Annotated in this window: 26 protein-coding genes; 16 read left to right on the top strand and 10 right to left on the bottom strand. The window is 39.8% G+C overall.

Features of this window, described 5'->3' with window-relative positions:
- Positions 1 to 138: 138 nt before the first annotated feature.
- The 10 genes from HMPREF0766_RS21815 (at position 139) to HMPREF0766_RS05670 (ending at position 10,405) form a co-directional block, all read left to right on the top strand.
- Complete coding sequence (locus tag HMPREF0766_RS21815) at positions 139 to 1,221, top strand: SusC/RagA family TonB-linked outer membrane protein (RefSeq protein ID WP_002994531.1); 1,083 nt, start codon at positions 139 to 141, stop codon at positions 1,219 to 1,221.
- Complete coding sequence (locus tag HMPREF0766_RS05710) at positions 1,218 to 3,635, top strand: SusC/RagA family TonB-linked outer membrane protein (protein ID WP_002994530.1); 2,418 nt, start codon at positions 1,218 to 1,220, stop codon at positions 3,633 to 3,635. The genes HMPREF0766_RS21815 and HMPREF0766_RS05710 overlap by 4 nt, the downstream gene beginning before the upstream one ends.
- An 82-nt stretch (positions 3,636 to 3,717) precedes the next feature.
- On the top strand, positions 3,718 to 5,520 hold the full coding sequence (locus HMPREF0766_RS05705) for a RagB/SusD family nutrient uptake outer membrane protein (protein WP_002994529.1): 1,803 nt from the start codon (positions 3,718 to 3,720) through the stop codon (positions 5,518 to 5,520).
- Positions 5,521 to 5,530: 10 nt separating this feature from the next.
- A complete protein-coding gene (locus HMPREF0766_RS05700) occupies positions 5,531 to 6,862 on the top strand; it encodes a sulfatase family protein (protein ID WP_002994528.1) in 1,332 nt (443 codons plus the stop codon).
- 93 nt (positions 6,863 to 6,955) lie between these two features.
- On the top strand, positions 6,956 to 7,426 hold the full coding sequence (locus HMPREF0766_RS05695) for an SRPBCC family protein (RefSeq protein ID WP_002994527.1): 471 nt from the start codon (positions 6,956 to 6,958) through the stop codon (positions 7,424 to 7,426).
- A 91-nt stretch (positions 7,427 to 7,517) separates the two neighbouring features.
- Complete coding sequence (locus HMPREF0766_RS05690; RefSeq protein WP_002994526.1) at positions 7,518 to 7,916, top strand: DoxX-like family protein; 399 nt, start codon at positions 7,518 to 7,520, stop codon at positions 7,914 to 7,916.
- 2 nt (positions 7,917 to 7,918) lie between these two features.
- On the top strand, positions 7,919 to 8,653 hold the full coding sequence (locus tag HMPREF0766_RS05685; RefSeq protein ID WP_002994524.1) for a DUF2071 domain-containing protein: 735 nt from the start codon (positions 7,919 to 7,921) through the stop codon (positions 8,651 to 8,653).
- Positions 8,644 to 9,396 carry a class I SAM-dependent methyltransferase gene (locus HMPREF0766_RS05680; RefSeq protein ID WP_002994522.1) on the top strand — a complete coding sequence of 251 codons (753 nt, stop codon included), beginning with the start codon at positions 8,644 to 8,646 and terminating at the stop codon, positions 9,394 to 9,396. The genes HMPREF0766_RS05685 and HMPREF0766_RS05680 overlap by 10 nt, the downstream gene beginning before the upstream one ends.
- The gene (locus HMPREF0766_RS05675) at positions 9,380 to 9,778 is read left to right on the top strand and encodes a hypothetical protein (protein WP_002994521.1); all 399 of its coding nucleotides are present in this window, start codon (positions 9,380 to 9,382) and stop codon (positions 9,776 to 9,778) included. The genes HMPREF0766_RS05680 and HMPREF0766_RS05675 overlap by 17 nt, the downstream gene beginning before the upstream one ends.
- A 135-nt stretch (positions 9,779 to 9,913) precedes the next feature.
- Positions 9,914 to 10,405, top strand: a complete 492-nt coding sequence (locus HMPREF0766_RS05670; RefSeq protein ID WP_236590530.1) for a hypothetical protein — start codon at positions 9,914 to 9,916, stop codon at positions 10,403 to 10,405.
- A gap of 109 nt (positions 10,406 to 10,514) precedes the next feature.
- Here HMPREF0766_RS05670 and HMPREF0766_RS05665 read toward each other — a convergent pair whose 3' ends face one another.
- The 10 genes from HMPREF0766_RS05665 to HMPREF0766_RS05620 all read right to left on the bottom strand — a co-directional run bounded on the left by HMPREF0766_RS05665 (position 10,515) and on the right by HMPREF0766_RS05620 (position 19,419).
- Positions 10,515 to 11,225 (bottom strand): sterol desaturase family protein, encoded by a 711-nt coding sequence (locus HMPREF0766_RS05665; RefSeq protein ID WP_002994519.1) that lies wholly within the window; start codon positions 11,223 to 11,225, stop codon positions 10,515 to 10,517.
- 41 nt (positions 11,226 to 11,266) lie between these two features.
- The gene (locus HMPREF0766_RS05660; RefSeq protein WP_002994518.1) at positions 11,267 to 11,662 is read right to left on the bottom strand and encodes a barstar family protein; all 396 of its coding nucleotides are present in this window, start codon (positions 11,660 to 11,662) and stop codon (positions 11,267 to 11,269) included.
- 49 nt (positions 11,663 to 11,711) lie between these two features.
- Entirely contained in the window at positions 11,712 to 11,921 is a 210-nt protein-coding gene (locus HMPREF0766_RS05655) for a helix-turn-helix transcriptional regulator (RefSeq protein ID WP_002994517.1), read from the bottom strand.
- A gap of 9 nt (positions 11,922 to 11,930) precedes the next feature.
- Positions 11,931 to 12,293 carry a hypothetical protein gene (locus tag HMPREF0766_RS05650; RefSeq protein WP_002994516.1) on the bottom strand — a complete coding sequence of 121 codons (363 nt, stop codon included), beginning with the start codon at positions 12,291 to 12,293 and terminating at the stop codon, positions 11,931 to 11,933.
- Positions 12,294 to 12,992: 699 nt separating this feature from the next.
- The gene (locus tag HMPREF0766_RS05645) at positions 12,993 to 14,006 is read right to left on the bottom strand and encodes an alpha/beta fold hydrolase (RefSeq protein WP_002994515.1); all 1,014 of its coding nucleotides are present in this window, start codon (positions 14,004 to 14,006) and stop codon (positions 12,993 to 12,995) included.
- 53 nt (positions 14,007 to 14,059) lie between these two features.
- The gene (locus HMPREF0766_RS05640) at positions 14,060 to 15,406 is read right to left on the bottom strand and encodes an ankyrin repeat domain-containing protein (protein WP_002994514.1); all 1,347 of its coding nucleotides are present in this window, start codon (positions 15,404 to 15,406) and stop codon (positions 14,060 to 14,062) included.
- A 10-nt stretch (positions 15,407 to 15,416) separates the two neighbouring features.
- A complete protein-coding gene (locus tag HMPREF0766_RS05635; protein ID WP_002994512.1) occupies positions 15,417 to 16,613 on the bottom strand; it encodes an ankyrin repeat domain-containing protein in 1,197 nt (398 codons plus the stop codon).
- Between the two features lie 189 nt (positions 16,614 to 16,802).
- On the bottom strand, positions 16,803 to 17,816 hold the full coding sequence (locus HMPREF0766_RS05630) for a PDDEXK nuclease domain-containing protein (RefSeq protein WP_002994511.1): 1,014 nt from the start codon (positions 17,814 to 17,816) through the stop codon (positions 16,803 to 16,805).
- A gap of 121 nt (positions 17,817 to 17,937) precedes the next feature.
- Positions 17,938 to 18,351 carry a hypothetical protein gene (locus HMPREF0766_RS05625; protein ID WP_002994510.1) on the bottom strand — a complete coding sequence of 138 codons (414 nt, stop codon included), beginning with the start codon at positions 18,349 to 18,351 and terminating at the stop codon, positions 17,938 to 17,940.
- Positions 18,352 to 18,408: 57 nt separating this feature from the next.
- Complete coding sequence (locus HMPREF0766_RS05620; protein ID WP_172462538.1) at positions 18,409 to 19,419, bottom strand: LacI family DNA-binding transcriptional regulator; 1,011 nt, start codon at positions 19,417 to 19,419, stop codon at positions 18,409 to 18,411.
- Between the two features lie 172 nt (positions 19,420 to 19,591).
- Between HMPREF0766_RS05620 and HMPREF0766_RS05615 the strand changes: the two genes are divergently transcribed.
- The 6 genes from HMPREF0766_RS05615 to HMPREF0766_RS05590 all read left to right on the top strand — a co-directional run bounded on the left by HMPREF0766_RS05615 (position 19,592) and on the right by HMPREF0766_RS05590 (position 25,943).
- Entirely contained in the window at positions 19,592 to 21,058 is a 1,467-nt protein-coding gene (locus tag HMPREF0766_RS05615) for a mannitol dehydrogenase family protein (protein ID WP_002994508.1), read from the top strand.
- Positions 21,059 to 21,090: 32 nt separating this feature from the next.
- Entirely contained in the window at positions 21,091 to 22,410 is a 1,320-nt protein-coding gene (locus HMPREF0766_RS05610) for an MFS transporter (protein ID WP_002994507.1), read from the top strand.
- A 57-nt stretch (positions 22,411 to 22,467) separates the two neighbouring features.
- Complete coding sequence (locus HMPREF0766_RS05605) at positions 22,468 to 23,199, top strand: hypothetical protein (protein ID WP_002994506.1); 732 nt, start codon at positions 22,468 to 22,470, stop codon at positions 23,197 to 23,199.
- Positions 23,200 to 23,361: 162 nt separating this feature from the next.
- Positions 23,362 to 24,282 (top strand): carbohydrate kinase family protein, encoded by a 921-nt coding sequence (locus HMPREF0766_RS05600; protein WP_236590532.1) that lies wholly within the window; start codon positions 23,362 to 23,364, stop codon positions 24,280 to 24,282.
- 156 nt (positions 24,283 to 24,438) lie between these two features.
- Complete coding sequence (locus HMPREF0766_RS05595; protein WP_002994503.1) at positions 24,439 to 24,930, top strand: MarR family winged helix-turn-helix transcriptional regulator; 492 nt, start codon at positions 24,439 to 24,441, stop codon at positions 24,928 to 24,930.
- Complete coding sequence (locus HMPREF0766_RS05590; protein WP_002994502.1) at positions 24,927 to 25,943, top strand: threonine aldolase family protein; 1,017 nt, start codon at positions 24,927 to 24,929, stop codon at positions 25,941 to 25,943. The genes HMPREF0766_RS05595 and HMPREF0766_RS05590 overlap by 4 nt, the downstream gene beginning before the upstream one ends.
- Positions 25,944 to 25,992: the final 49 nt, after the last annotated feature.

Below are 25,992 nucleotides of genomic sequence, written 5' to 3'. Positions count from 1 at the left end.
ATGAAAAAAAGAAAGCAACCTTCCTGAAGATATACGGAAAGAACAAAGGGAGATGTCGTTACCATCCCCCTTCCGCAAGATTATGTTCTACACACTTATTCAATACTATAGAATTATTAACCTTAACATTCACAATATATGAAAAATACTTTAGGGTTGAAGGATCATGCTATCCTTCAATGCGACAGATATAAATTATTTAATCTCAAGAAATTACTTATGATTACTAAGATCTCTTGTGCCCTGCTGTTCATCAGCTGTTTTCAGTTGAAAGCAGAAACATTTTCTCAAACGATCTCGCTCAATGCCCGGTCTGTTAAATTAAAAAAGGCTTTTAAACATATTGAACAGGTCAGCAATTATGTGGTTTTGTACAACCAAAATGATTTGAAAAATACCAAACCGGTAAAGATCGCTGCCAGCAATGTACCCTTAACCACATTTCTGGATATGCTGCTAAAAGATCAACCTTTTGAATATAAAATTGAAGACAAAACAATTCTGATCAATAGCAGGAAAGAAAAAAAAAATCAATTTCAATGGGAACCTGCGAATAAATTTGACCTGTATGAACTAATCCAGATGAGCATACGGGGAAAAGTTCAGAATGAAAAAGGAGAAGGTCTGCCGGGAGTAACAGTGACTGTAAAAGGCTCCTCGTTCAAAACATCCACAGATCAGGCCGGAGCTTTCCAGTTAAATACGGTAAATAAAGGTGCTACGTTAATTTTTTCAGCCGTTGGTTATGAATCGACAGAGCGAATATTAAGCGATGCTTCATTTTTGAATGTGCAGATGAAAGAAACCATCAGTGATCTTGATGAAGTCGTTGTTGTCGGATTCGGCACACAAAAGAAAGAAAATCTTACCGGAGCTGTCAGTTCTGTTAAATTCGAAAATCAATTGGGAGACCGACCTGTGAATACTATAGGGACAGTATTACAAGGCGCCGCTCCGGGACTGCAAGTGACACAAACGACAGGAGAACCGGGTGGTGGGTTTTCAATGAACGTGCGCGGGACAACCAGTATCAATGGTGGCACTCCGCTTATATTAGTGGATAATGTCCCCTTTGAAGGCGGTCTTAATCTGTTAAATCCTGCAGATATAGAATCTGTATCTATATTGAAAGACGCTGCATCTGCATCCATATACGGGGCTCGCTCTGCATACGGTGTTATCTTAATTACAACAAAAAAGGCAAAAGAAATACACCTGTGACTATCAACTATCACAATAATCTGACCATCAATACAGCCCCGTTTTTACCCGAAAAGGCCTCTCCTCTGGAGACGGTTCAGGCCTATAAGGATGCAGGAGCGGCCACCTATTATTCCGGACAACAGATCAATACATGGCTGGATCTGCTGCAAAAATATAAGGAAAATCCCGATGCTTACCCGATGGGATATGCTACAAATAATGGCACCCGTTATCAATTAAAAGAAACGGATGAGATGGGCGATATGCTGGACAACAATGGAAGGCAAATGAATCACAATCTGTCTGTAAGGGGTGGAGGAGAAAATTCCAGTTATGGAATTTCATTGGGGACGACTAATGAAGATGGCATATTAGTGACCGACAAGGATAAGTTTAACCGGTATAACGTAAGAGGATTTGTCAATTCAGACATCAAGCCCTGGCTGAATGTATCCTTAGATATGCTGTACAATAATTCGGAACGGACCATGCCAAACGGAAGCATGTGGTTTCAGGCAGCCACCTCTCCTTCCTACAATCCGATAGACACTATTCATATAAACGGTGAAGTATTGCCGTCTGGTACCGGAGCCAATTTTATCCGTCTGGGTTCGGTCAACAGTACCAAACTGAGTAATATCCGTACAACAGGTAAAATCCTGATCACTCCCATCAAGCAAGTCAAATTAAATGCTGAATATACGTTTGACAGAATCAATGGCTTGTATGACAACTACAGTAAAAGGATCCGATATGCCAATTCTGCCAAATTTGGTGAAGAATACAACAGAAACTCTTCTGAATACACAAAATATAACGAAACAACCAATTACAAGGCGCTCAATATCTATGGAGATTATACCGAACGGTTTGGCGAGCATAGCGTAAAATTATTGGCAGGATTCAATCAGGAAGAGCGCTACTACGAGCAACAGTATTCATCTATAGCGCAGATGATCAATGACGACCTTCCTTCTTTATCTCAGGGAGTTGGTCAGCCGGTCACAAGGGATTCTTACGATGAGTATGCCGTTCGCGGTTTTTTCGGCCGTATTAACTACAGCTACCTGGACCGCTATCTACTGGAAGTCAACGGACGCTATGATGGTTCATCCAAGTTTCCGCCTAAACACAGATGGGGCTTCTTCCCTTCTGTATCAGTAGGGTGGAGAATGACCGAAGAAACATTTATGAGTTCCTTAAAACCTTATTTAAGTGAGTTAAAAATCAGAGGTTCTTACGGAACAGTAGGAAACCAGGCTATTGAAACGTACGCTTTCTTGCCCGGTATGTCTTCCTTTAAATCTACCTGGCTGGACAACAATACACAGCCTGTGACATTGAACCCTCCTCTATTGGTAAGTGATAATTTTACATGGGAGACTGTAACATCAAAAAATATAGGTTTTGACTTCGGATTTTTTAAAAACCAGTTGACAGGATCATTCGACCTGTATACCAGATCAACTAAAAACATGATCGCTCCCGGAGCCGAATTACCGGCTATTCTGGGAACAGCGGCTCCGGTCCAAAATGTAGCAGATCTCAAAACAAATGGTTTTGAACTGGCGCTGAACTGGAGTGGTGAGATCAACAACGAGTTTAAATACAGTATAGGAGCCAATTTATACAATTACAAGGCTAAAATCACCAAATTCAATAACAGTAACAATTTGTTAAGTCAGTACTATGTCGGACAGAGAATTGATGAAATCTGGGGCTATCAGGCAGATCGCTATTATACACCGGATGACTTTATAAATCTCAATGATAACTATGTCAACGGAACACTAAAAGAAGGTATCGTAAAACTGGAAGGCTACAATCCCAATCCGGGAGACCTCCTTTTTAAAGATCTCAACAATGACGGAGTTATTAATGCCGGAAATTCAACATTGGACAATCCTGGGGACAGATCAGTTATAGGAAACAGAAGTCTTCAGTATCAATACGGTATCAACGGAAATTTCCAATACAAAGGTTTTTCTTTATCTTTTAATATGCAAGGTATTCTGAAACGTGATTTGTATCTCAATAACGATTTGACAAATGCCTATAATTATGAATTTGGCACAATATACAAGCATCAGCTGAACTACTGGACACCTTCAAATCAAATGTCTGAATATCCAAGACTTTATATCTCCGGATTCAGACAGACTAATCATACATCAAACTACAGAACGTCTACTTTTACCTTACTGGATGGTTCATACTTAAGACTTCAGAATGTAACACTGGGATATACCATTAATAACCAATGGATAAAGAAGTTAGGTGTAAACAATTTCCGCATATTTGCCAGTTCCGAAAATCTGTATACCTGGTCCAAACTGCCGAAAGGAATTGATCCTGCCGCTGACTCCAAAAGTAATGGTCTCGGATATCCTTATATGCGATCGTATTCCTTTGGTTTAAATATTAATCTTTAAAACCCGAAAAACGGTATAAATAGCTTCAAAAAACAAAACTGACAAACCGGGCTCTTTTAGCTCACTTAGCAATTATAATCCAATGAAAAAGAAATTATATATATCCATACTTGCTCTAGGTTTCCTGGCCTCCTGCAATGACAGCTTTCTGGATCGCCTTCCTTTGGACAAACAGACAGAGGAAACGGCATTCAATACATACGACAATTTCAAGACGTATTCCTGGAATCTTTACGGCTATTTTGATGGCTTTCCAGGTGACGGGGGCTATTTACCAAAGAGTATAGAAGAGGAAAGTTATTCGGACAATATGGTGTACGCGTTTCCGGGTTACAAAAGCCCGTATGCCTTTCAGACATATATTGAGCCCTCATCTGGCGGAGGCTGGGATTTCTCTTACATCAGAAGAGTCAACCTGATGCTCAGCAATATTGATAAATCAAAGATGTCAGACACAGAAAAAGCACATTGGCGAAGCGTAGGATATTTTTTCAGGTCGCTACGCTATCTGGACATGATTGCCGACTTCGGTGATGTTCCCTGGATAGACCGGACATTGACGGAATCCGATACCTTGCTGTTTGCGGCACGCACCCCAAGAAATATCGTTGCCTCTAATGTATTGAATGATCTGAAGTATGCAGAACAAAACATAAAAGTTGCCGGAGACGGGGTAAATACGATCAATAAAGATGTAGTACTGGCTCTGATATCCCGATTTGGACTCTTTGAAGGAACATGGCGTAAATATCATGGCTTAGGAGATCAGCAGAAATACTTAGAAGCCTCTCTTGATGCCTCGGCCAAACTCATTGCCAGTAAACCTGCATTGATGAGCAGTTACGATGAAATCTATAATACAGAAAATCTGGCCGGAAAACCCGAAATCTTATTAGCCAAACAATATAATACGGATATGGTCACACACAGTATCGGACGTGTAGTACGCACATCTGCCTGGTATTCAGATCTTACTAGAGATGCTGTAGACAGCTATTTATGTACAGATGGCAAGCCCGTTTCATCCTCTTCATTATATCAGGGAAATACATCCATGTACAAAGAATTTAGAAACCGTGACCGCAGACTCTATTATACAGTAATGCCGCCTTACAAAGTAAAACTATTAGGAGCTACCGGTACTTCCTTAACCTGGGATTATACCACAAATGCAGCAGATCGCGAATACATAGATCTGATGAAGACACTATCCACACCTACAGCAAAACAATTGCCTGTATCTAATTTTTCAGCATATACAGTATCTGCTATTCCAAATTTCCGTTCAAAAAACAATGGTCAGGGATTTATTGTATCTGATCTGGGATTTTATTTCTGGAAGTTCTACAACAGACAGGTTGATAACATGGCGTTGCAGACTTCTACAACAGATTTTCCGCTATTCAGAATGGGTGAGATCATGATAAATCATGCAGAAGCGGCATTTGAACTGGGACGTTTTGACCAATCTGTAGCCGATATAACGATTAACAAATTGCGGGTACGTGCAGGAGTTGCACCGATGGTAGTTGCAGCGATTAACAGTTCGTTTGACAGCAATAAGGATCCGGAAGTACCTGCTGTACTTTGGGAGATCCGTAGAGAAAGACGCGTTGAACTTATGGGAGACGGGTTTCGGTTCAGAGATATAAAAAGATGGAAAAAAGGAAATTACATAAACAAAACACCTGTCGGGGTCTATATAAACCGGGCAGATTATGGCAATGTATTACCTGTTGCAGGTGGAGGAACGTCAGGATTTGTAATGCAGAATATAGGAGCACCTATCGGCTGGCTGGACAAGTACTATCTTAAGCCTATTCCGTTTAATCAGTTTATATTAAATCCTAATCTGGAACAAAATCCGGGATGGAGAAGTAAATAAATATAGAGGAATGAATAGTATCAGATATTTAATAACGCTTTTTATATGTTTGCTAGCTGTATTCAACAGCAGCGCTCAGACTCAGCCAAACTTTATTATCATCTATGTCGATGATATGGGATATGGCGATGTCGGAATTAATGGTAACCCGAACATAGAAACGCCAAATTTAGATCGCATGGCAATGGAAGGGATGCGCTTTTCGAATTATTATTCAGCATCCCCGGCATGTACTGCCAGTCGTTATGCTTTGCTTACCGGCAAATATCCATCCCGGGCAGGTTTTCGATGGGTACTCAATCCTACAGATCAGATCGGGATACATCAACAGGAAAGCACTATTGCAGAACGGTTAAAGGAAAAAGGGTATCGAACGGCAATTTACGGAAAGTGGCACCTCGGTTCAACCCGGAAAGAGTTTTTACCTTTAGCCAACGGCTTTGACGAGTATGTCGGTTTACCTTACAGCAATGATATGATTCCGCCAAAATACCCGGATATAGCACTGCTTTCCGGATACGATACATTAGAGCTGAATCCCGATCAAAGTAAGCTGACCAGACTCTATACGGAAAAGGCTATTGCATTTATAACAAAGAATGCAAAACAACCTTTCTTTATTTATCTCCCTTATGCTATGCCACACACACCATTGCATGCATCTGAGGATTTCCTCGGAAAATCCAAACGGGGTCTGTATGGAGATGTCGTGCAGGAACTGGATCATCATATTGGTCGTCTGTTAACCTTTTTAAAAGAAAACAAACTGGATCAACAAACTTACGTCGTCTTTACTTCTGACAATGGTCCTTGGCTGATCCAAAATCAAAACGGAGGTTCAGCAGGACTATTTCGCGATGGAAAAGGAAGTACCTGGGAAGGAGGAATGAGAGAACCTTTCTTTCTCTGGGGACATCATACTATACCTAAGGGATATGTAGAAAACGAGGTATTCACGGCTCTGGATATGCTTCCGACCATTACAGCTCTGGCTGGAATTTCTGCCGGCCCCAACAAAATTGACGGAACCAATCTCAAGCCATTATGGTCTGGAAAAAAAGACACTAAAGGCCGTGACGAATTTTTCTATTTTGGGCTGGACCATCAATTAATGGCTGTTCGGAAAGGTCCCTGGAAACTTCATGTAAAGACCTACAGCCAACTCGGGTTAGTATATTTTGACAAGCAACTACCATTGCTTTTTAACCTTGATCATGATCCTTCTGAAAAATACAATCTGGCATCTCAATATCCGGAAATGGTATCGGATCTAACCACATTGATCCTATCAAAGGAAAAAGAAATTGCTGAGGAAGGGTCTTTCTGGAAAAATACCCCATAGATCCTTATCTTTAACCGATCGTTTCCTTATCCATATGAAAAAGAAACGGTCGGTTAGATTTAATTTTTTCCAACAGACAAAAAACTACTAATAATGCCCACTATCCGCATAGAAACGTTGATCAAAGCTCCCATAGAACGCGTATTTGACCTTAGCAGAAGTATTGATCTTCATCAGTTATCTACGCATCAAACAAATGAGAAAGCTATTGCGGGCAGATTATCGGGGTTGATAGAACTGCACGAAACCGTGACCTGGAGAGCCAGACACTTTGGTATTTATCAAAAGTTAAGTGTAGCCATTACTGCATTTGACAGACCCTATAGATTTGAAGATAAGATGCTGAAAGGTGCATTTGAGAGCATGGAGCATACACACCTGTTTGAACAGCAGGCAGAGGGTACTAATATGATCGATATATTCACTTTCAAAGCTCCCCTGGGTATATTGGGGTGGGTGGCTGAAAAACTGTTCCTGACAGCCTATATGACTGATTTTTTGAAGAAAAGAAATGAGACTATAAGGTCAGTAGCTGAAAGTGAGCAATGGAAACAATTTGTCTGATAATCCCTTATCCGTAAAATAGTTTATAGAGGGGAATATTTGTATTTTTATAGGATCCAGTATTGATATATACATATTCTGAACATCTTGTATGGCCCGGACAAACAGTCTTAATCCCGTTAGTTTTGAAAAATTGATCATCAGTATGGTCTGGCTGATCAATGGTTTATTCTGTAAAGTACTTGATTTTGAGCCCCGCCATCAACAGATCGTTGCAACAATTCTGGATCAGGAGCACGCCCGGACTTTAACAGTACTGATTGGTCTGGCCGAAATCGTAATGGCTGTCTGGATTTTAACAGGATTCAGATCCAGACTCAACGCTATTACACAGATTGCCGTAATTATTACAATGAATATAATAGAATTTCAAGTAGTTCCTGATCTTCTCTTATGGGGGAGATTTAATATTGTATTTGCACTTCTTTTCTCTGCATTCATATACTATACCGAGTTTGTACGTTATAAAAAAGCAAGACCGCAAATCTGATTATGGAATTTTTAAAAAATCATCCCTTTGCCGTTGAAGCATTTTTTGACAGTTCGGTTGTTCTCACTTTTGCTTTACCAAGACAACAGCTTCAGAAATTCATTCCCGATTGTCTTGAATTAGATCTTTTTGAAGATAAATGGGCCTTTATAGCTGTAGCACTGGTGCGGACCTCTTCCCTTCGGCCCAAAGGATTTCCCTCATTTATGGGACACGATTTTTTTCTGATCGGTTACCGGATATTTGTCCGCTACAGCAATGCGAATGGAAAAAAATACAGGGGTCTCTATATTTTGAAATCTGAAACGGATAAAAAGAAAATGGAATACCTGGGCAATATTTTCACCCATTACAATTACTCTACTACGGATATTTCACAGGTAAATACTGATGATTTCAGCTCTGTAAGTTCGAAAAAATCCGGATTCGAAATTCAGATTATCCGCTCAAAAGAGGATGTACAGATCCCCAAAGGATCGGTATTTTCAGATTGGAAAGATGCACGTAAATTTGCAGGTCCTCTGCCCTTTACATTCACATACAATGTGACCAACAAAAAGGTGCTGATCATAGAAGGTGTCAGGCAAAACTGGAAACCCTCACCGATACAGATATGCACTTACCATTTTGATTTTTTTAAACATTTAAATTTAGATTCACCAATTTTATCCAGTGCTTTTGAAATAAAAAATGTGCCCTATTACTGGAAGAAAGGAAGAACAGAGACATGGCAATAAAGCGAAAATCTTTTACAGGAGTATGGAATATTATCCGGTTTAACTGGCATTTTTATGTCATTGCTGCTCTGATTTTAATTGTTTCGCTATTCCTTTATCCCTATCTTCCGCATGATTTTCAATTCATCCTTATTACAGTTACTATTATCGCAGGGATAAGTATTATCAGTTCTCTGATAGTATCCTGTTATATTTATGATCTATCAGACCTTTATAAGTTGAAATGGTTGGGGAATACAGATCATAAACAAGTCCTGAATATCAATGCCGGATTTGATGAAACAAGTATTATCCTAAAAAGTATTTCCCCGGACATTCATCTCACAATATGCGACTTCTATGATCCGCAAAAACATACAGAAATTTCGATAAAAAGAGCCCGAAAAATATATCCGGCAAAAGATGCTGTTTGCGTACAGACAACACGGCTGCCCTTTGAGGATAATACATTCGACCTGTGTCTGGCTATATTTTCAGTACATGAAATCAGACAAGAAGATGAGCGGATCTCATTTTTCCGGGAGTTGAACAGAATTACAAAATCAGGCGGACAAATCATGATAACAGAACATTTGCGGGATATACCTAATTTTTTGGCTTATACAATTGGCTTTCTGCATTTTTACGGCAAAAAAAATTGGATACATATCTTTCGGGAAGCCGGTTTTCGGCTAAAAGAGGAAATTAAAGTAACCCCGTTTGTCAGTACATTTATATTAGAAAAAAATGGAATTACAGCTTAAAATCATAGGTATACTACTGATCGTTCTGGCTGGAATCCATATCATATTCCCAAAATATTTCAATTGGAAGCAGGAGCTTAAATCATTAAATCTTATTAACAGACAGATGATGTCCATTCATACGCTGTTTATTGGAATTAGCGTTTTCCTTATGGGCTTACTTTGCTATACCTCCTCTTATGAACTAATCCATACTCCTTTGGGAAAAAAGATATGTCTGGGTCTCGGAATATTCTGGTTCATCAGGCTAATCGTTCAGTTTTTAGGATATTCAACAGAGTTGTGGAGAGGCAAGAAATTTGAAACAGCTATCCATATTCTATTCTGTCTGTTATGGATCTATTTCAGCATTGTCTTTTTAAGTGTATACTTTATATCTTAGTCAAACAGTAGCTAAAAGCATGACATAACTGGTATGCCTTTCACAGAATTTATGTAAATTAGAGGATTGTAATTGGCGTATGTATAGATATACCTACCTGTACGTTATATGTTATCTGCCAGAGAAGGAAAAACTATGAGTAAATTTATTTTGTGTATAATCGGTAGCTTCCTGTTTTCAACAGGCTGTCGCGATATCGGTAAAAACACAGTTAGCAACGAAACAAAAGTTGTAGAGGAGCCAACCAAGGTTACCAAAACGTACTTTCTGAATCATGATATCAGAAATATCAATTATGAAATATTTGTGAATGATTCTCTGCTGGCACAATCTCACAATGGTGATGGTATTCCTGCACCTTATGAACTTACAGCTTACCTGAAAGATTCCGGTAAACAGCAGATTCATGTAAAAGTCATTCCTGACGGACAAATAAATAAAGCTATCACTCCCGGAATAGTAAAAGAAATAAACAAAAATCTTGGGATATATCTTCTGGAAGGCAAGGATTATGGAAATGCAAAAGAGATCAAACACCTCTCTTTTCCTGAGATAAATTCAGATCTGCCTCACTACGAGTATACCTGGGAGTTTGAGGTCGGAGACGTTCCGAATATTCAACTTTAGACAACAGATCATGTTACAGCCCGAAAATTCTTTCTTCGATCTTTTTCCTGATTTCTATGTAACGTATGACCTAAACCGAAACCTTTCGGATAGTCCATACCTGTAAATTTTATTTCTCTTTTTTGTTCACTGCGTAAGTGCCGAAAAGCCTGTCCCAGATACTGGTGTAAAAACCAAAATTACAGTGGACATCCCGATGGTGTGCATGATGAAAGTGTGCTGTACCCAGATAATTCATTACACCTTTAGCAGGCACGTATGTATCACTATTGCTACCCAAATGTCCTATAATACCAAAAATGACATTAAGAATCAGATATATACAGATTGCCCAGATATTAAACGTTCCCGACAGAAGCAAGAGCAGCCACATACCTCCGAATGCCACTGTCTCTAATGGATGAAGCACAAAGAGATCTATAGGGGTGGGATCAACCGATTCATGATGCAATGTATGAATGTACTTATACATAAAGGAATAATGTATAGCCAGATGAAAAATATACATAAGGAGATCCATTGCAAAAAACAGAATCAGTAAATCTGTGATGGCATAATAAGACCATCCGAAGACTATGTCAATCCAGCCCCTTTCCCACAATATAAATCCCGCGAAAGTCACAACAGCATTGATCGCAACAGTACCGGCTGCAATAGCTTTATCCCGTCTTGAAATCTGCTTGGTATATGCAACACTATTTCGCAACAGATAATAACCAAAGAAAAGCCCGAACAAAAAAACAAGAATATTTTGTCCCAGAAAGATCAGAAACTGTACAACAGGATTTAATCGTGAAATGGAAATCAATAATTCCTCCATGCTCTAACTTAATAAATTATTTCACAACTCTTCGGGACAGCTTAAGGTTGCAATTCCAAAGAAATCTCCGGATGGCCGGCTATAATCTCAATCACAATATCAAAATAAGTCTGCCCTTTCCCTTCCATAAGCTCGGTCAGTTTGTGTTCAAAAAAACTGGTATTAAAGACCGGACCGGCATCTATCTTTTGCTGATAATATGCTTTGGTCGCATCGTATCCGAGAGCTTCCTTACTTTTTTCAATGGCCGTCCAGATCAGTACCGGCTGCTCTGTTTTATTCAGAATGCCAAATCCGCCATACAGCAGATCATTAAAAGCATCCAGACTGCAGCCTATTTTCCAATCTTCTTCAGCCATAAAAACACGATTGATCTCTTCATAAAAAGAACTGATATCGTGGATGTGATTGCCATTGATTATTACGTGATTTGTCATAAGCTGCTTAACTAATTTAATCCGCGTGTTGATCAGGAATACAGCTTCATTACCTGTTCCAGTCCGATTCTTCAAGGTTAAAAAGACTTTCGATCGAAATTTCAAAAACTGCCGCAATCTTCAGCGCCAGTAATGTTGAGGGAACATATTTACCGATCTCAATGGAATTTATAGTCTGACGTGATACTTCCACCAGTGTTGCTAACTCAGCCTGTGTCATATTCCGTCTTGCTCTTTCTACCTTTAGCGTGTTGGTCATTTATGTTCTTTATTTCCCGAAATACAGCCTGATATAATAAGTGATCAGGGCTATACCAAATGTTAAAATAATAAAGTGATCTACTTCCATAATTTGTATGCCCGCTATACCATGCGAAAACAAATTGGAACTTATCAGTTTGAGCGTATATGCAAGTATAAACGCAATGTAGAGAGAAGAAGTTTTCAGACTTGACGATCGCTCATCTTCTACCCTGCTTTTTGAAATATAAAGCGTGAATAATCCGATCATAAGCGGCGCACTTGCTTCCGGTCTCCTGTCAAATATAAAGATTAATGCACCAATAACAGTGACCACGATACCGATATACTTCTGAAAAGTAAAAAGTCCGGGAGATGAAATAGCTTTCATAATTCTAAAGTTTATAAAACAAAGGTAAGTAAACTTCTCATAATGTCAAACAAACTTTACATTTTCTATTTAAATTCATTTTTGAAAAGGTACAAGCAACATGCTTGCGCCAGATAAAGATTAGCTATTATTGAATACATTAACAGGCGCGTAAAGAGCGTTTGGCGGTGTCCTCACCGGCAACTTTTTTAAAGGCATAAGCAACACGCTTGCACCAGACAAATTCCAACGGTTAAATCAGATCAATTCTCTCCTTTTCAAGGAGAGATGCCCAAAGGGCAGAGAGGTTATACTGATATTCAAAATACGCTTTTTATTCAGATAGAGACACAAGCAACACTCTTGCGCCAGACAAATTCCAACAGTTAAATCAGATCAATTCTCTCCTTTTCAAGTAGAGATACCCGCAGGGCAGAGAGTTTGATACTGATATTTCAGGTACACTTTTTATTCTGATACAGGCACAAGCAACATGCTTGCGCCAGAAAAAAGTGTATAAGACTTAATGTGTTAGACAGTTGGTGAGGACACCAACTGACGCAATGGTTAAACCAGAATATTTTCTCTCCTTTTCAAGGAGAGATGCCCAAAGGGCAGAGAGGTTGATACTGATATTCCAGGTGTATTGTTTTAATCTCATAATTAACTGCTTATTAAAAAAAGAACTTGTTACCGTGCAGGTTCAATATTCGTAGCAGACTAATTGCCGGTCTGGTTAGCCAAAAAAGCTTTCAATGGTTTTATAAAACGGTCAAATACTTCAATATGTGGCAAATGACCTACATTATCCAGTTCAACCAATTGTGATCTTTTAATTTTCTGCTGTGTCTCTTTACCCAAAAACTGATAAAGCCCCATTTTTTCTCTTACTGCTGAATCCTTCACTTTATTTTTACCGATGGCAGTTCGGTCTCTTGTACCGATAATCAGTAAGGTTGGTGTCTTAATGTTACTGAATTCATAGACTACCGGCTGCGTAAATATCATATCCGACGTCTGTGCATTATTCATAGCGACTATAGGATAATCCGGAGATTTGGTCCATCCTGTCAGCAAATACACCCATTCGTCATATTCGGTTTTCCATTTATTATCATAATAAAAGCCTGACTGATAGTTTCGGGTTGTTTCATAGTCAGCTTTCAATTCATTCTGATAATTTTCATCAATCGTAGTATAGGGTGCTACTAATTTCCAGTCTTCCAGTCCGATCGGATTTTCAAGAATTAGTTTCCCGACCATATCCGGATACATCAAGGCAAACCTTGTAGCCAGCATGCCGCCCATAGAGTGTCCTAACAAATAAATCCGGTTCACTTTTAACTCTTCAAGCAATAGTTTTGTATTGCAGGCCAGTTGCTGAAACGTAAACTGATAACCTACCGGCTTAGAGGACTTTCCAAATCCGATCTGATCCGGCACAATAACACGGTATCCTTCCTTTACCAGTGATTCAACTGTAGTTTTCCAATACGCTCCGTTAAAGTTCTTACCATGCAGAAGCATGACCGTTTTACCATTTGATTGTGAAGGCTGAACATCCATATAGGCCATGCGGATCTCCTGCCCCTGACTCTGAAAATTCAGATAGTGTACCTCATAAGGATAAGCATAATTAGTCAGCATGATATCCAGTACAGGACGTTTGTTTTGTGCCTGAGCTGTTCCGCAAAACAGAAGTATGTAAATCAAAATATGCCCGTATCTCATCATGTCTATTATTGTATTTGGTGATCTTCTTTTCCTTTCAGGATCCGGATTATTTGTTAAGCCTGTAGAATTTTACTTTTTTCCTGTTCAAACTCTTCTTTGGAAATAATTCCAGCATCCAGCAAATCCTTCAGATCGAACAGCGCTTGTTTTTTCTGTGCCATATCCATTGGCGGTTTTTCCTCTATTGATACCTCTTTAACCGGAGAAACTGAACCTGATACAACTGGATCAGGTGTTGCACCATATTCAATCAGTAAGGCTGTAATTTCATTAAAACCCTGGATATTAGAATAATCTATGGCTTTTTGCTCCAATACGTTTGTAATATCAGGAGAACTGCCATTAGCAAGCAAAAACCGCACAGCATCTTTCTTACCATAGGATGCTGCATAGTGCAGCGCTGTATTACCGGAGGCATCCTGCTTATCTATCTGCGCACCACTGTCGATTAATACTTTCATCAAAGACAGGTAGCCTGACTTTGTAGCCGTCTGCAATAATGTTTCTCCTGCATAATGAGGTTCATATCCCAGAATAAATGTACGAGTCCCCGTACGTGCTATAAGCTTTTGAATATACTGTCCGTCTTTTCCGTCAAACGAGTCTACCGGCCTTGCATAGTCCGGAGATAGTCCTTTGGAAATAAAGAGCGATAAAAGTTCTTTCTGGTTACTGCCACATACATACCAGACAGGTGATACACCATCTGCGGATTCCGTAAAAATATCAGCTCCGGTCTCCACCAGCTTCTGCGCAATAATGCGGTTACCTAGTTTAGTCGCAATAAGCAAAGGACTTTCACTCTGATCATTCAGCAAATTAACTGTGGCTCCATTATCCAGAAGCATATTTACAATAGGAACAGAACTATTGCTTACAGCTGTATTGAGTGCTGTATTTCCATTTCTATCAGTCAGGTCTACATTTGCTCCGTTATGAAGCAATACCTGTACAACGGGCGGAAATTTACCTTGTACTGCCAGCAATAACGGTGTTTCTGCCTGATTATTGAGTGCGTTGACATCCAGACCTTCATGCAGAAGTTTTTCTGCAATCTCCTGCTGTCCGCTACTTGCGGCGACGTGAAGCAAGCTGTTACCTTGAAAATCGTTGATCTGCAGATTAGCTCCCTGTTCGATCAGATATAAGGCGGTCTGCTTTTGCTTTTGAAGGATAGCGAAGAAAAGGGGAGTTTCTCCATTATGTTCCTCATAGCTGATATCTGCCCCGGCACTGATCAATTGTTTTACCAGGTCAAGATACCCCCGATGGGCAGCATAATGCAGTGCCGTACGTCCCATTTCGTCCGTGTATCGGACATCCACCTGTTGTTTTTCCAATAATATCTCGGCGATCTTGCGTTTGCCGTCTTCACAGGCTTTTATAAATGATTGTGACATTGATTTATTTCTACTGATTTAATAAAAGTTCTACCGTTTTGGTTTTAAGATTGTCTTCCATCGCATAATCTACCGCTTTTTTATCTGCTGTATTCTCGATGTTCGGATCTGTACCTGCTTTCAGCAAGAGTTTGACCTTACGGTAAAGATCCTTAGCTGCCTTTTCCTCATAATTCACATTGAAGCTGCAAACTTTATGAAGGAGTGTATTTCCCTCATTATCCTGATAGTCTGTCCGGAAATAACCTTTTTCCAGCAAACGCTCCATTACTTCAAAGGGTTTTTCGGCAATCCAGTCCAGGCCGGATTTTTCTGCGCTATAGTACTGACTTGTCATCTCGGGATCTGCACCATTTTCAAAGAACAATTCAAGTATCTCCAAATCATCTTCATTCCCATTCAGCATAGCCCGAAGAAATGCATTCAGGAGATTTTCATTTTGTTTAGTCAACATATGCCAGTCAGGAGTCTGGTATTGCAACAGTAGCTTTACCATATCTTTATTATGCAGATGTACCGTAGCATGATAAAATGCATTTTCACCTTTCCAATCCTGTACAGAGGGGTCTGCACCATTTTCAAGCAACAAACTAAGAAGGGAAATATTTCCTGTAGAAACTGCCCGGCATAAAGGCGTTCTGTTTTCTACATTTGCAGCATCCACTTCTACTCCATTTTCAAGCAGCCAGCCCACGATCTCAGACGCATTTTTAACATTCACAGGCGATACATTGCAGGCATGATACAATAGAGACTGGTCGTATTTATCTTTCTGATGAATATCTGCTCCACATGCTACAAGTATTTGTAAGGATCCAAGAAGAGCTCCGATACCCAATGCATACTGAAGCAATGTTACTCCGCTGACTTCTTCATCTATATCATCTATTTTATTGAATAACTGTGGCAGCCAGTCCAGATAGGCAGATAAAGCCTGTTGATCCGTGATGCCGGGATGGATCAGCAATTCTATCACACTGCCACTGAAACGATCGTACTCATAAAGATCGGTTTCAATTAGTCCTTTATCAATCAGCGCATTCAGGATCTGATAATTTTCCTTTTGAATGAACTGTCTGACAGAGGATTTGAGTTTATAATCATCAAAATTTTTCTTTCCGTCCAGTAGAGTGAGCAGATCGCTGATCAACTTATCATCACCGTTATTAGACGCCTTTTCAAGGGCTGTCAGTTCTTCATTCGTCATGTCTGTTATTTTATTTATAAACGTCTGAAATCTGTTGTATATTTTCTTTTATTACGATCTCTTTTATCTAAAAATACAACTTATCATACGCAATATCATCTGATCAGGCTATTATCTGTTCAAAATCACTGGTTTCAGCTAGTAATCGCGTATCAGAACTATAGCTATCTTCATACATAACAGCATTCCTTAGTCACCATCAGCTTTCCCTTTAAAACTCTCCAATTCTTTATTCATTTCGTCTAGTAATTGCTGGGCCGTAGGTAAATAAAGGTTATACTGACTGGCTATGATCTGCTTTTGTCCTTCAGGTAAAGTAAATTTGACAACGGCGTCATTTTTATTGGCACATAAGAGTATACCTATTGTAGGGTTTTCGTGGTCAAGTTTTTCAATTCGATCATAGTAATTTACATACATCTGTAACTGGCCTATATCCTGATGAGTAAGTTTGGTTGTTTTAATCTCGACAATTACAAAACACTGCAAAAGCCTGTTGTAAAAGACAAGGTCAAGGAAAAATTCATCCCCTTCGATGTGTATACGCTTTTGCCTCGCCACAAACGAAAAACCATTTCCCAATTCGAGTAAAAATTCCTGCAAATGCGTCAGAATAGCTGTTTCAAGATCTCTTTCATAATAAGCATTCTCTCTTTTCAGCCCCAGAAACTCCAGAATCATAGGATCTTTTATAATCTGACTTGCATCAGAAGGGAGCTTTTCTTTTTTGGCAACAGCCAGTACGCTCTCTTTGTCATTGCTCATCAACAGCCGCTCATACAGATTACTGTATATCTGCCTCTCCAACTGCCGGACTGTCCAGTTATTTTTTATGGTTTCGGCAATATAAAACTCCCGCTGATCTGTATTATCCAATCGGATAACTAACTTGTACTGACTCCAGCTCAATTGCGAATACAGTGTATTCGCAATTGGAAATACCCTGTAAAACTGCCGGAACAACTCAATCTGTCTTTTCGAAAATCCACTCCCGAATTCAGGTTCAAGTTCCTGGGCTATGTATTCAGTAAGGTATTTTCCATAATCTGCACGATCTTTACCATCCTGTTCTTCTTCAAAAATACGTTGTCCGATATTCCAGTACATAAGTGTACGCTGATGGTCAACAGCACGTATTGCACTATCCTTTGCCCGGGAAATGATTGCTTTAATATCAGTTATTACGGAGTGATGTGTTGCCATAATTTAGTCGATTATTACCAACCACTAACCAAAATAAATGACAGATGGGTGGATAACAAAAATACTAAAAATATTAGCAAATTAAAAAGAAAAAAATAAGATTGTTGTAAAATATGACCAGCTACATAAAACTCAGGATAATTCCTTTGAATCCCGACAATATATCCCATATCTTTCTGTTACTATCCACTTCACTTTCACCACAATCTATGACATCTCCCCTCTTAATGACAAAGTCTGCAACATCTTCAATCAGTCTGAGCTGTACAAGATTTTTGATCGCACCTGCGATATGACTTGCAAATACATGTCCCCATATCTCAATAATCATAGAATCATCTGTAATAAGAAGTTCCTTATTTGTGAAATCAAAATAATCCTTCTTAATATGCCGGACCAGAACTGCTGATCTGTTATCTATATCCTCGGACAAGTATTTTTTTAGATCCGCAGGTCCTTTAATACTGATCAGTTGATTCGTAAAGACAACAGGTATTTGACAGCCCATCAATTCATAAACTTTTTCTGTCTGCATTCGCTCAGGGTTTAGTGTATAATATTATTTATCCGTTATTTCTGTAGTAAAATTTTCTTATCCTAAGGTAGAAGCTCTGTATATCAATTCGGCATCCATCACCACAGTCTGGCATTCACCTGTATTATTTTTTATCTTATCCAGCATCATATGAGCAGCAGTCTCCCCCATCTTAGTCAGCGGTTGTTCCACACTACTCAATTGCGGATGTACAATAGTAGCCAGTTCTGTTCCTGAAAAACTGGCAATAGAAACCTGTTGCGGAATATTGATTCCCTGCTCCAGGAGATAGTTCATAGCACCGATAGCCAGGGTATCCGTAAAAGCAAAAATACTGTCAAATTTAATGTTCTTGCTAAGCAGTTGCTGTGCCACATTCCTGCCATGTTCAAATGTTGCACCATCGGTTTTGATTAATAATTCAGGGTCAAAAATACCATGTTTGGTCAAGATCCGTTCATAGCCCAATGCTCTTTCGGTAGCATTGCGAATGGAAGAAGGTCCCTTGATATGTACAATTCTTCTGCGTCCTGTAGCAATGAGGTGCTCGACCATAAGAGAGGCTTTGATATGATCGTTGACCATTACCTTGGAAGCTTCCAATGATTTGGCAGGTATCCGGTCAAAAAATACGAGAGCTGTTCCTCTGCCCATGATCTGCTGATACAGATCCATATTATATGTTTCATGACATAGGTTGATAATGATACCATCCACATTAAACTCTTCCAGCATCAACAGGTTTTTGCGTTCGATCTCCGGATTTTCATCCGACTGCATAATGATTATTCTATATCCTAAGGGATACAAAATACTTTGGATGCCTTTCAACACTTTCGCAGAAAAAGGAGTCGTCATTTCCGGAACAACGAAACCAATGCTTTTGGATTGCCCGTACTTAAGATTCAATGCAGTAGGATTCGGTTTATAACCCATTTTTTCTGCCATCTCCAAGACCTTTTGTTTGGTTTCGGGATGGATATTTTTATCGTTTACCAATGCTCTGGATATCGTAGAGGTAGACAAAGACAAGTATTTAGACAGATCTTTAATGGTGACACGCTTCATAACATACTGTATTTTTCCAAAGTTAAGAAAAACATGCATTCATGGGATCGTTCCCACAACTTTGGGAACGATCCCAGAGATAATTTACTGACACACATGCTATTCCAAGAATCCAATTCCTATAAATTTGATTAACCAATTCGCATTTTATTTAAACCAAAAATAATGTAATATGAAGGTACATACATATAATTATGACCGTAATACGATACAGTCAGGAATTCTGCATATTGGAGTGGGCAACTTTCACAGGGCTCATCAGGCATTCTATACCGACCAATTACTCCATGACGAAGATCAAAAGCAATGGGGAATCTGCGGTGCCTGTCTGCTTCCGGGGGATGAGAAACTCGTACAAAACCTGCGTTCACAACAGTTAGATTACACCCTGACGGTTTGCGGAAGAGAAGGTGAGCATGATATCTACCGTATAGGCTCTCTTTCTGAATTGCTATGGGCAGTGGAAGATCAGCAGGAGCTGCTGCACAAGATTGCTGACAGCGCTATCCGTATCATCACCCTTACGATTACAGAAGGAGGTTATAATCTGGATAAAGTCACAAATGAATTTATGCTGGACAATGAGTGGATAAAAGATGACCTGATACATCCGGCAAATCCAACCACAGTTTTTGGTTATATAGCAGAAGGTCTGCGTCAGCGCAAGGCAAGTGGTAGCGGTGGTATAACCATTCTTTCCTGTGATAATCTGCAACACAACGGAAATACAGCGAAGCGTGCATTTTGCACGTTCATTGCGGCTCAGGATCCGGAACTGGCAGAATGGATGGAAACAAATGTGAGTTTTCCCAATAGTATGGTTGACCGGATTACCCCGGCTACAACAGCACAGGATATAACACGACTGAATAACCAAAGTGGTATCTATGATAAAGCTCCTGTATACTGCGAAGATTTTATCCAATGGGTAATCGAAGATAATTTTATTGCCGGCAGACCAGCCTGGGAACGTGTAGGAGTAGAATTTACAGATGATGTAACAGCCTATGAAAACATGAAACTGAGCTTACTGAATGCCTCTCATACCTTACTCTCCTACCCTTCTTTTCTGATCGGATATCGTAAAGTGGATGAAGCTATGCAGGACAAAGAGATGGTAAAATTTGTCTGTGATTTTATGGATACAGATATCACGCCTCATGTACCTCCTCCTACAGGTATTGATCTGAAAGAATACAAACAAACACTGATAGAACGATTTGCCAACCCTGCAGTTAGTGATCAGATCAGCAGACTATGTTTTGACGGGATTTCCAAATTTCCTGTATATATCATGCCTAATCTCCTCAAAATGATCAAAGATAATCAGGAATTGAGTCGCGTTGCTTTTTTAATAGCCTCTTACAGACATTATCTCAAATATCAGACTGATGACAAGCAGCAGCAGTTTGAAATAGCCGAACCCTGGTTAACTGCCGAAGATCGGGAAAGCACAAAAAGCAATAATCCTGTTGATTTTCTCCGGTTATCCGCATTCCGCAGTACAGATCTCACAGCGGTAGCATCTTTCGTCGGGCTGTATACAGGATTTGCGCACAGTATCCGGGAAAAAGGTTTGAAGAAAGTATTACAATGTATAAAATGTGCTAAGGGGGGATTACAATCTATTTTGGACTAATATTCTAACCAATATAAATCATTAAAAAAATTATGGAAACAAAACTTCGGAATGGCATACTGCCCTTTGCCATTGTAACCTTTATATATTTTATAGTAGGCTTTCTGACTACGGTAAATGAACAATTGCAGGCCCCACTAAAATTTACTTTTCTGGCAGAAGCGGGTAGTCTGAAAAATACCTTTACTACTTTAATTTCATTCTTCTTCTTTTTAGGATATCTGCTCAATGGTACTCTGGCGAGTAAATGGGTCAACGCCGCAGGTTACAAAAATACATTGCTGCGCGGACTGCTATTTATGATTTCGGGACTGCTGATGTACTTATGCTCTTCCTGGTTTGGCTATCAATATCCGCATCTTGCCTTGCATTTTGCAGATGCAGCGCTCCCTTATGGATTTATAATATTTATTATCGGCTCCTATCTGATGGGAACTTCTGCCGCAGTGATACAGGTAGTGGTCAATCCCTACGTAGCGTCTTATGAATTGCCGGGTACTCAGGCGGTGCAAAGACTCAATATTACTACAGCGATCAATTCCATCGGAACTACTTCTGCTCCGTTCTTTGTAACCGTAGTGATGTTTAGTGGAATCTCTATTGCCAATATCGAGATCAGACAATTGCTTATGCCACTGCTGGCGCTGATAGCCTGTGTGATAGTCGTCACCCTCATCACCCGTCAACTGCACCTTCCGGATATTGCCAATACACGTGCGGCATCCGGTGAAAAACTGGAAAGAAGTATCTGGTCATTCCGGCACTTTGCATTAGGCGTCATGGCGATCTTTTTTTATGTAGGTACAGAAGTTGCCATAGGTGCGAATATCAATTTACATGCCTTTGAACTTATGGAATCCGGACATCCGATGAGTTTTTTTGGTAAGACAGATATTATTATCGGAGGAGTTGATCTGGGAATACATGCCTTACTCTCTACCTTATACTGGGGAGGCTTTCTGGTCGGAAGAGCGATATCGAGTTTTTTCAGTAAAATATCAGCAAAGACACAGTTGACAGTCACCACAATATCAGCGACCATACTGGCCATTATTGCTATGATTACACAAAATCTCTGGTTTTTGGTTGCGATCGGACTGCTGCACTCTACGATGTGGAGCTGTATCTTTTCATTATCCATCAAAGGACTTAACAAGTACACTTCTAAAGCTTCCGGTGTATTTATCTCAGCCGTATTTGGCGGTGCCGTATTTACGTTGGTTCAGGGAGGACTGGCGGATATTCTCGGATCCTGGAGGTGGACATGGTCACTCACGGTTATCTGTGAACTGCTCATGCTTTCATATGCCTTATTCGGTTCACGAATCAGACCCAAAGATATTGTAAACTGATATTTATAAACCACAGCTGACGCTTTAACGCCATATATTCTTAACAACCCATTCAAAATGGTCAGATATAAATTATTGATATTGTTTTCAATGATCTTTGGAAACATGTGCCTGTACGGACAGGAAATACATTCTGCTTTACAATTGCGAAACAGTCACCTCTGGCGGGGAATAGAGGTGGCCACAGGTCTGGTATATACAGGAGATATTCATGTAGATTATAAGAATTTTTATGGAGGATTCTGGGCCGGAGGTGATGCTGACGGATCCTACAAAGAATTTAATAATTATATCGGCTATAAGAACAAGCACCTCACGGTAGAGTTATGGGACATTTATAACTTCTCTCCGGAAGCTACTTATAATAATGACGAATTCTTTAATTATACGGCTGATGAAACCGGACGGTTTTGGGATTTTCGATCCTATTATACAATCAGTGATCGTATTCCTTTGGTATTGAGCTGGAATACTGTCGTCTTTGGCCGTGATCGGAACAGCGGCAATACTGCCAATAAATATTCCAGTTTTGTTTCCGGAGAATATCCTGTCTTCAAAAAAGATGATCTGGAATTGCGTGCCAGACTTGGTTACAGCTTTGCTCTGCATACTTCCGGAGAAAAAAATAACTTCTTCTCCCGAAAAGCAGGCTTCAATGAATTGAGCCTTATGCTTTCCAAACCTTTTAAAATCGGAAACTATCAGTTTCCGCTGGGTTTGTGGGGAATGTGGAATCCGGTAGACAACCGTGCCTTACTACAATTTTCAGTGCAGGTCTATTCTTTCTGAGAATATGCAACACTTAATAAGGTGAGCGTATCGTAAATTATGTAAATTAGAAAAACAATAAACAGACATATAGAAACTGATGAGATATCATCGGCATAACAGACGCAACAATACAGACCGACTTTGCGCTGCATGTTATACTACATACTACAAATAACAATGATGGATAATAAAATAAGAATAGCTTGCTTTGGAGAGGTTTTATGGGATATCTTTCCGGGAGGCCAGCGAAGGATCGGAGGAGCACCTTTTAATGTGGCTTATCATCTTTTTAAAATGGGAGTTGACGCCAGCATGATTAGCAGTATCGGAGAAGATAATCTGGGTACGGAGATCATAGAGCAACTCAACAACTGGAATATGCGTACTGATGGTATTCAGGTCAGTCATATTCACCCTACCAGTACAGTGATTGCTTCATTAGATGAAAATAATGAAGCGCATTATGACATTGTACAGAACGTTGCCTGGGATTTTATCAGCACAAGAGCTTCAGACAAACACTTGCTTGCTCAGACAGATGCATTTGTATTCGGCACTCTGGCTGCCCGTCAGGAACAATCCAGAAACACCTTATTTGAATTGCTGGAAGCAAGCAATTACAATGTATTTGACATCAACCTGCGCCCCCCATATTATGATGTAAGACTCATTAAAGAGTTATTACATAAAACGCAGCTGGCCAAATTCAACAAGGCTGAACTACGTATGATGCTGGATTTTCTGGGAAAAACCTACGAAGATGAAAAAGATAGTATCAGTTATCTTCAGGATACATTCGGCATGAATGAGATTATTGTCTCTAAAGGAAGTAAAGGAGCATTATATGCCTGTAAAGGTGATTTTTATTTATATCCGACTGTGACTGTAGAAGTAAAAGACACGGTAGGAAGCGGGGATTCCTTTTTAGCAGGTTTTTTATCCAAAAGACTGGAACAGGGAACTTCTCCACACGAAATCATGCATCAGGCTGTATCTTTAGGCGCATTTATTACTTCACACGAAGGCGCTTGTCCTGAATACTCGTTAGAAAGATATCAGCAGTTTAGAGATAGCCATCAGGTAACAGCTATACCTTTGTAATCTCTTCTAAGCTATTAGTTGTCAAAGTATATTTAAAAAGCAGTCTTGATGGTTAAAATAGTAAAATTGAAAAAAAATTTGAATATATGTATTCAACTACGTAGTTTTGTATATAATAAATATTACGCTAATACACTGACATAAAAAAAAGATGCAATGAACATAATAGACAGCCTGGGAATATTAGCTTTATCAACGCGACTGCAGCGCCTGAGTGAACAGTTACGCAAAGAAGGAGCTCTGCTTTATAAAGAGTTTGATATTGATTTTGAGCCCAAATGGTTCCCTGTCATGTATACTTTGTTTCACAAAGGCACATTAAGTGTTGTAGAGATAGCCAGCGAAATAGGATACACCCACCCTTCGACTATTAATCTGCTGAAAGAGCTGGAAAACCAAAAGTTAATCCGCTCAAAAAAAGATAAAATCGACGAACGCAAACGTCTATTGCAACTCACGGCAAAAGGTACGGATCTGATTACAAAAATGGAGCCTGTATGGGATATTATGATTACTGTTCTGACCGAAATCACCAATAATCAAAACAATTTACTGCAGGCCATACAGGAAACCGAACAACGAATAGCAGAGCAAAGTTTTATGCAACGCGCAATGGTTCTTAAAAATAAAAAGAATATAAAATCATGAGAATAGACTTAAGAAGTGATACACTTACATTGCCCACATCCGGCATGAAAGAAGCCATGCAAAATGCGGCACTGGGGGATGATGTATATGGAGAGGATCCAGGTGTAAATCAACTGGAGAAGAAAGTTGCAGCAATGTTTGGAATGGAAGCCGCGCTGTTCTGTCCTACGGGCACGATGACCAATCAGCTGGCTATACGCGTGCACACACAGCCCGGAGATGAGGTAATCTGTGACAAGTTATCACACATTTATCTGTATGAAGGTGGAGGTATAGCCCTGAACGCATTTGCTTCTGTCCGGCCATTGGATGGCGACCGTGGCAGAATCACCGCACAAATGGTCGAAGATTCCATTAATAATCCAGACGATGTACATCAGCCGGTAACGAGTCTGGTATCCTTGGAAAATACCGTTAATAAGGGTGGTGGAAGCATATATGATTTTGAAGAAATAAAAAAGATAAAAGAAGTATGTGTGCGCAAGGGACTTATCCTACATCTGGACGGAGCCAGGTTGTTTAATGCGTTAGTTGAAACAGATCAGCAGCCTGAGGATTACGGACACGTATTTGACAGTATATCAATCTGTTTGTCCAAGGGTCTGGGCTGTCCTGTAGGCTCTCTGTTAATCGGAACTTCTACCGTAATTGCAAAGGCAAAACGCTTTCGGAAAGTGATGGGAGGTGGCTGGAGACAAGCCGGAGGATTAGCGGCAGCAGGTAATTATGCGCTTGACCATCACATCGCGTTACTCAAAGAGGATCACCGCAGAGCGAAAGAAATTGGCCGCATCCTCTCCCAGAATTCGTACGTTAAGAATGTGTATCCTGTCGAAACAAATATTGTGCTGGCTGAATTATCTGAAGTAATGGAATCGGTAGACTTTGTTGCAAAACTAAAAGAGCTTGATGTACACTGTGTTTCGTTCGGTAAATATCTGGTCAGATTTGTCACACATCTGGACTTCACAGATCAGCATTTGGAGGAATTAGCGCAAAGGCTGAAATTCTGATATACTGCAGCAGGGGGGACATATTAGCGTACGCCTTCCCTGCTGTTAA

It is taken from the genome of Sphingobacterium spiritivorum ATCC 33861, assembly GCF_000143765.1.
Taxonomy (GTDB): Bacteria; Bacteroidota; Bacteroidia; order Sphingobacteriales; family Sphingobacteriaceae; genus Sphingobacterium; species Sphingobacterium spiritivorum.
Note: the sequence above shows the minus strand (reverse complement) of the source record. Positions and strands in the feature narration are given on the sequence as shown.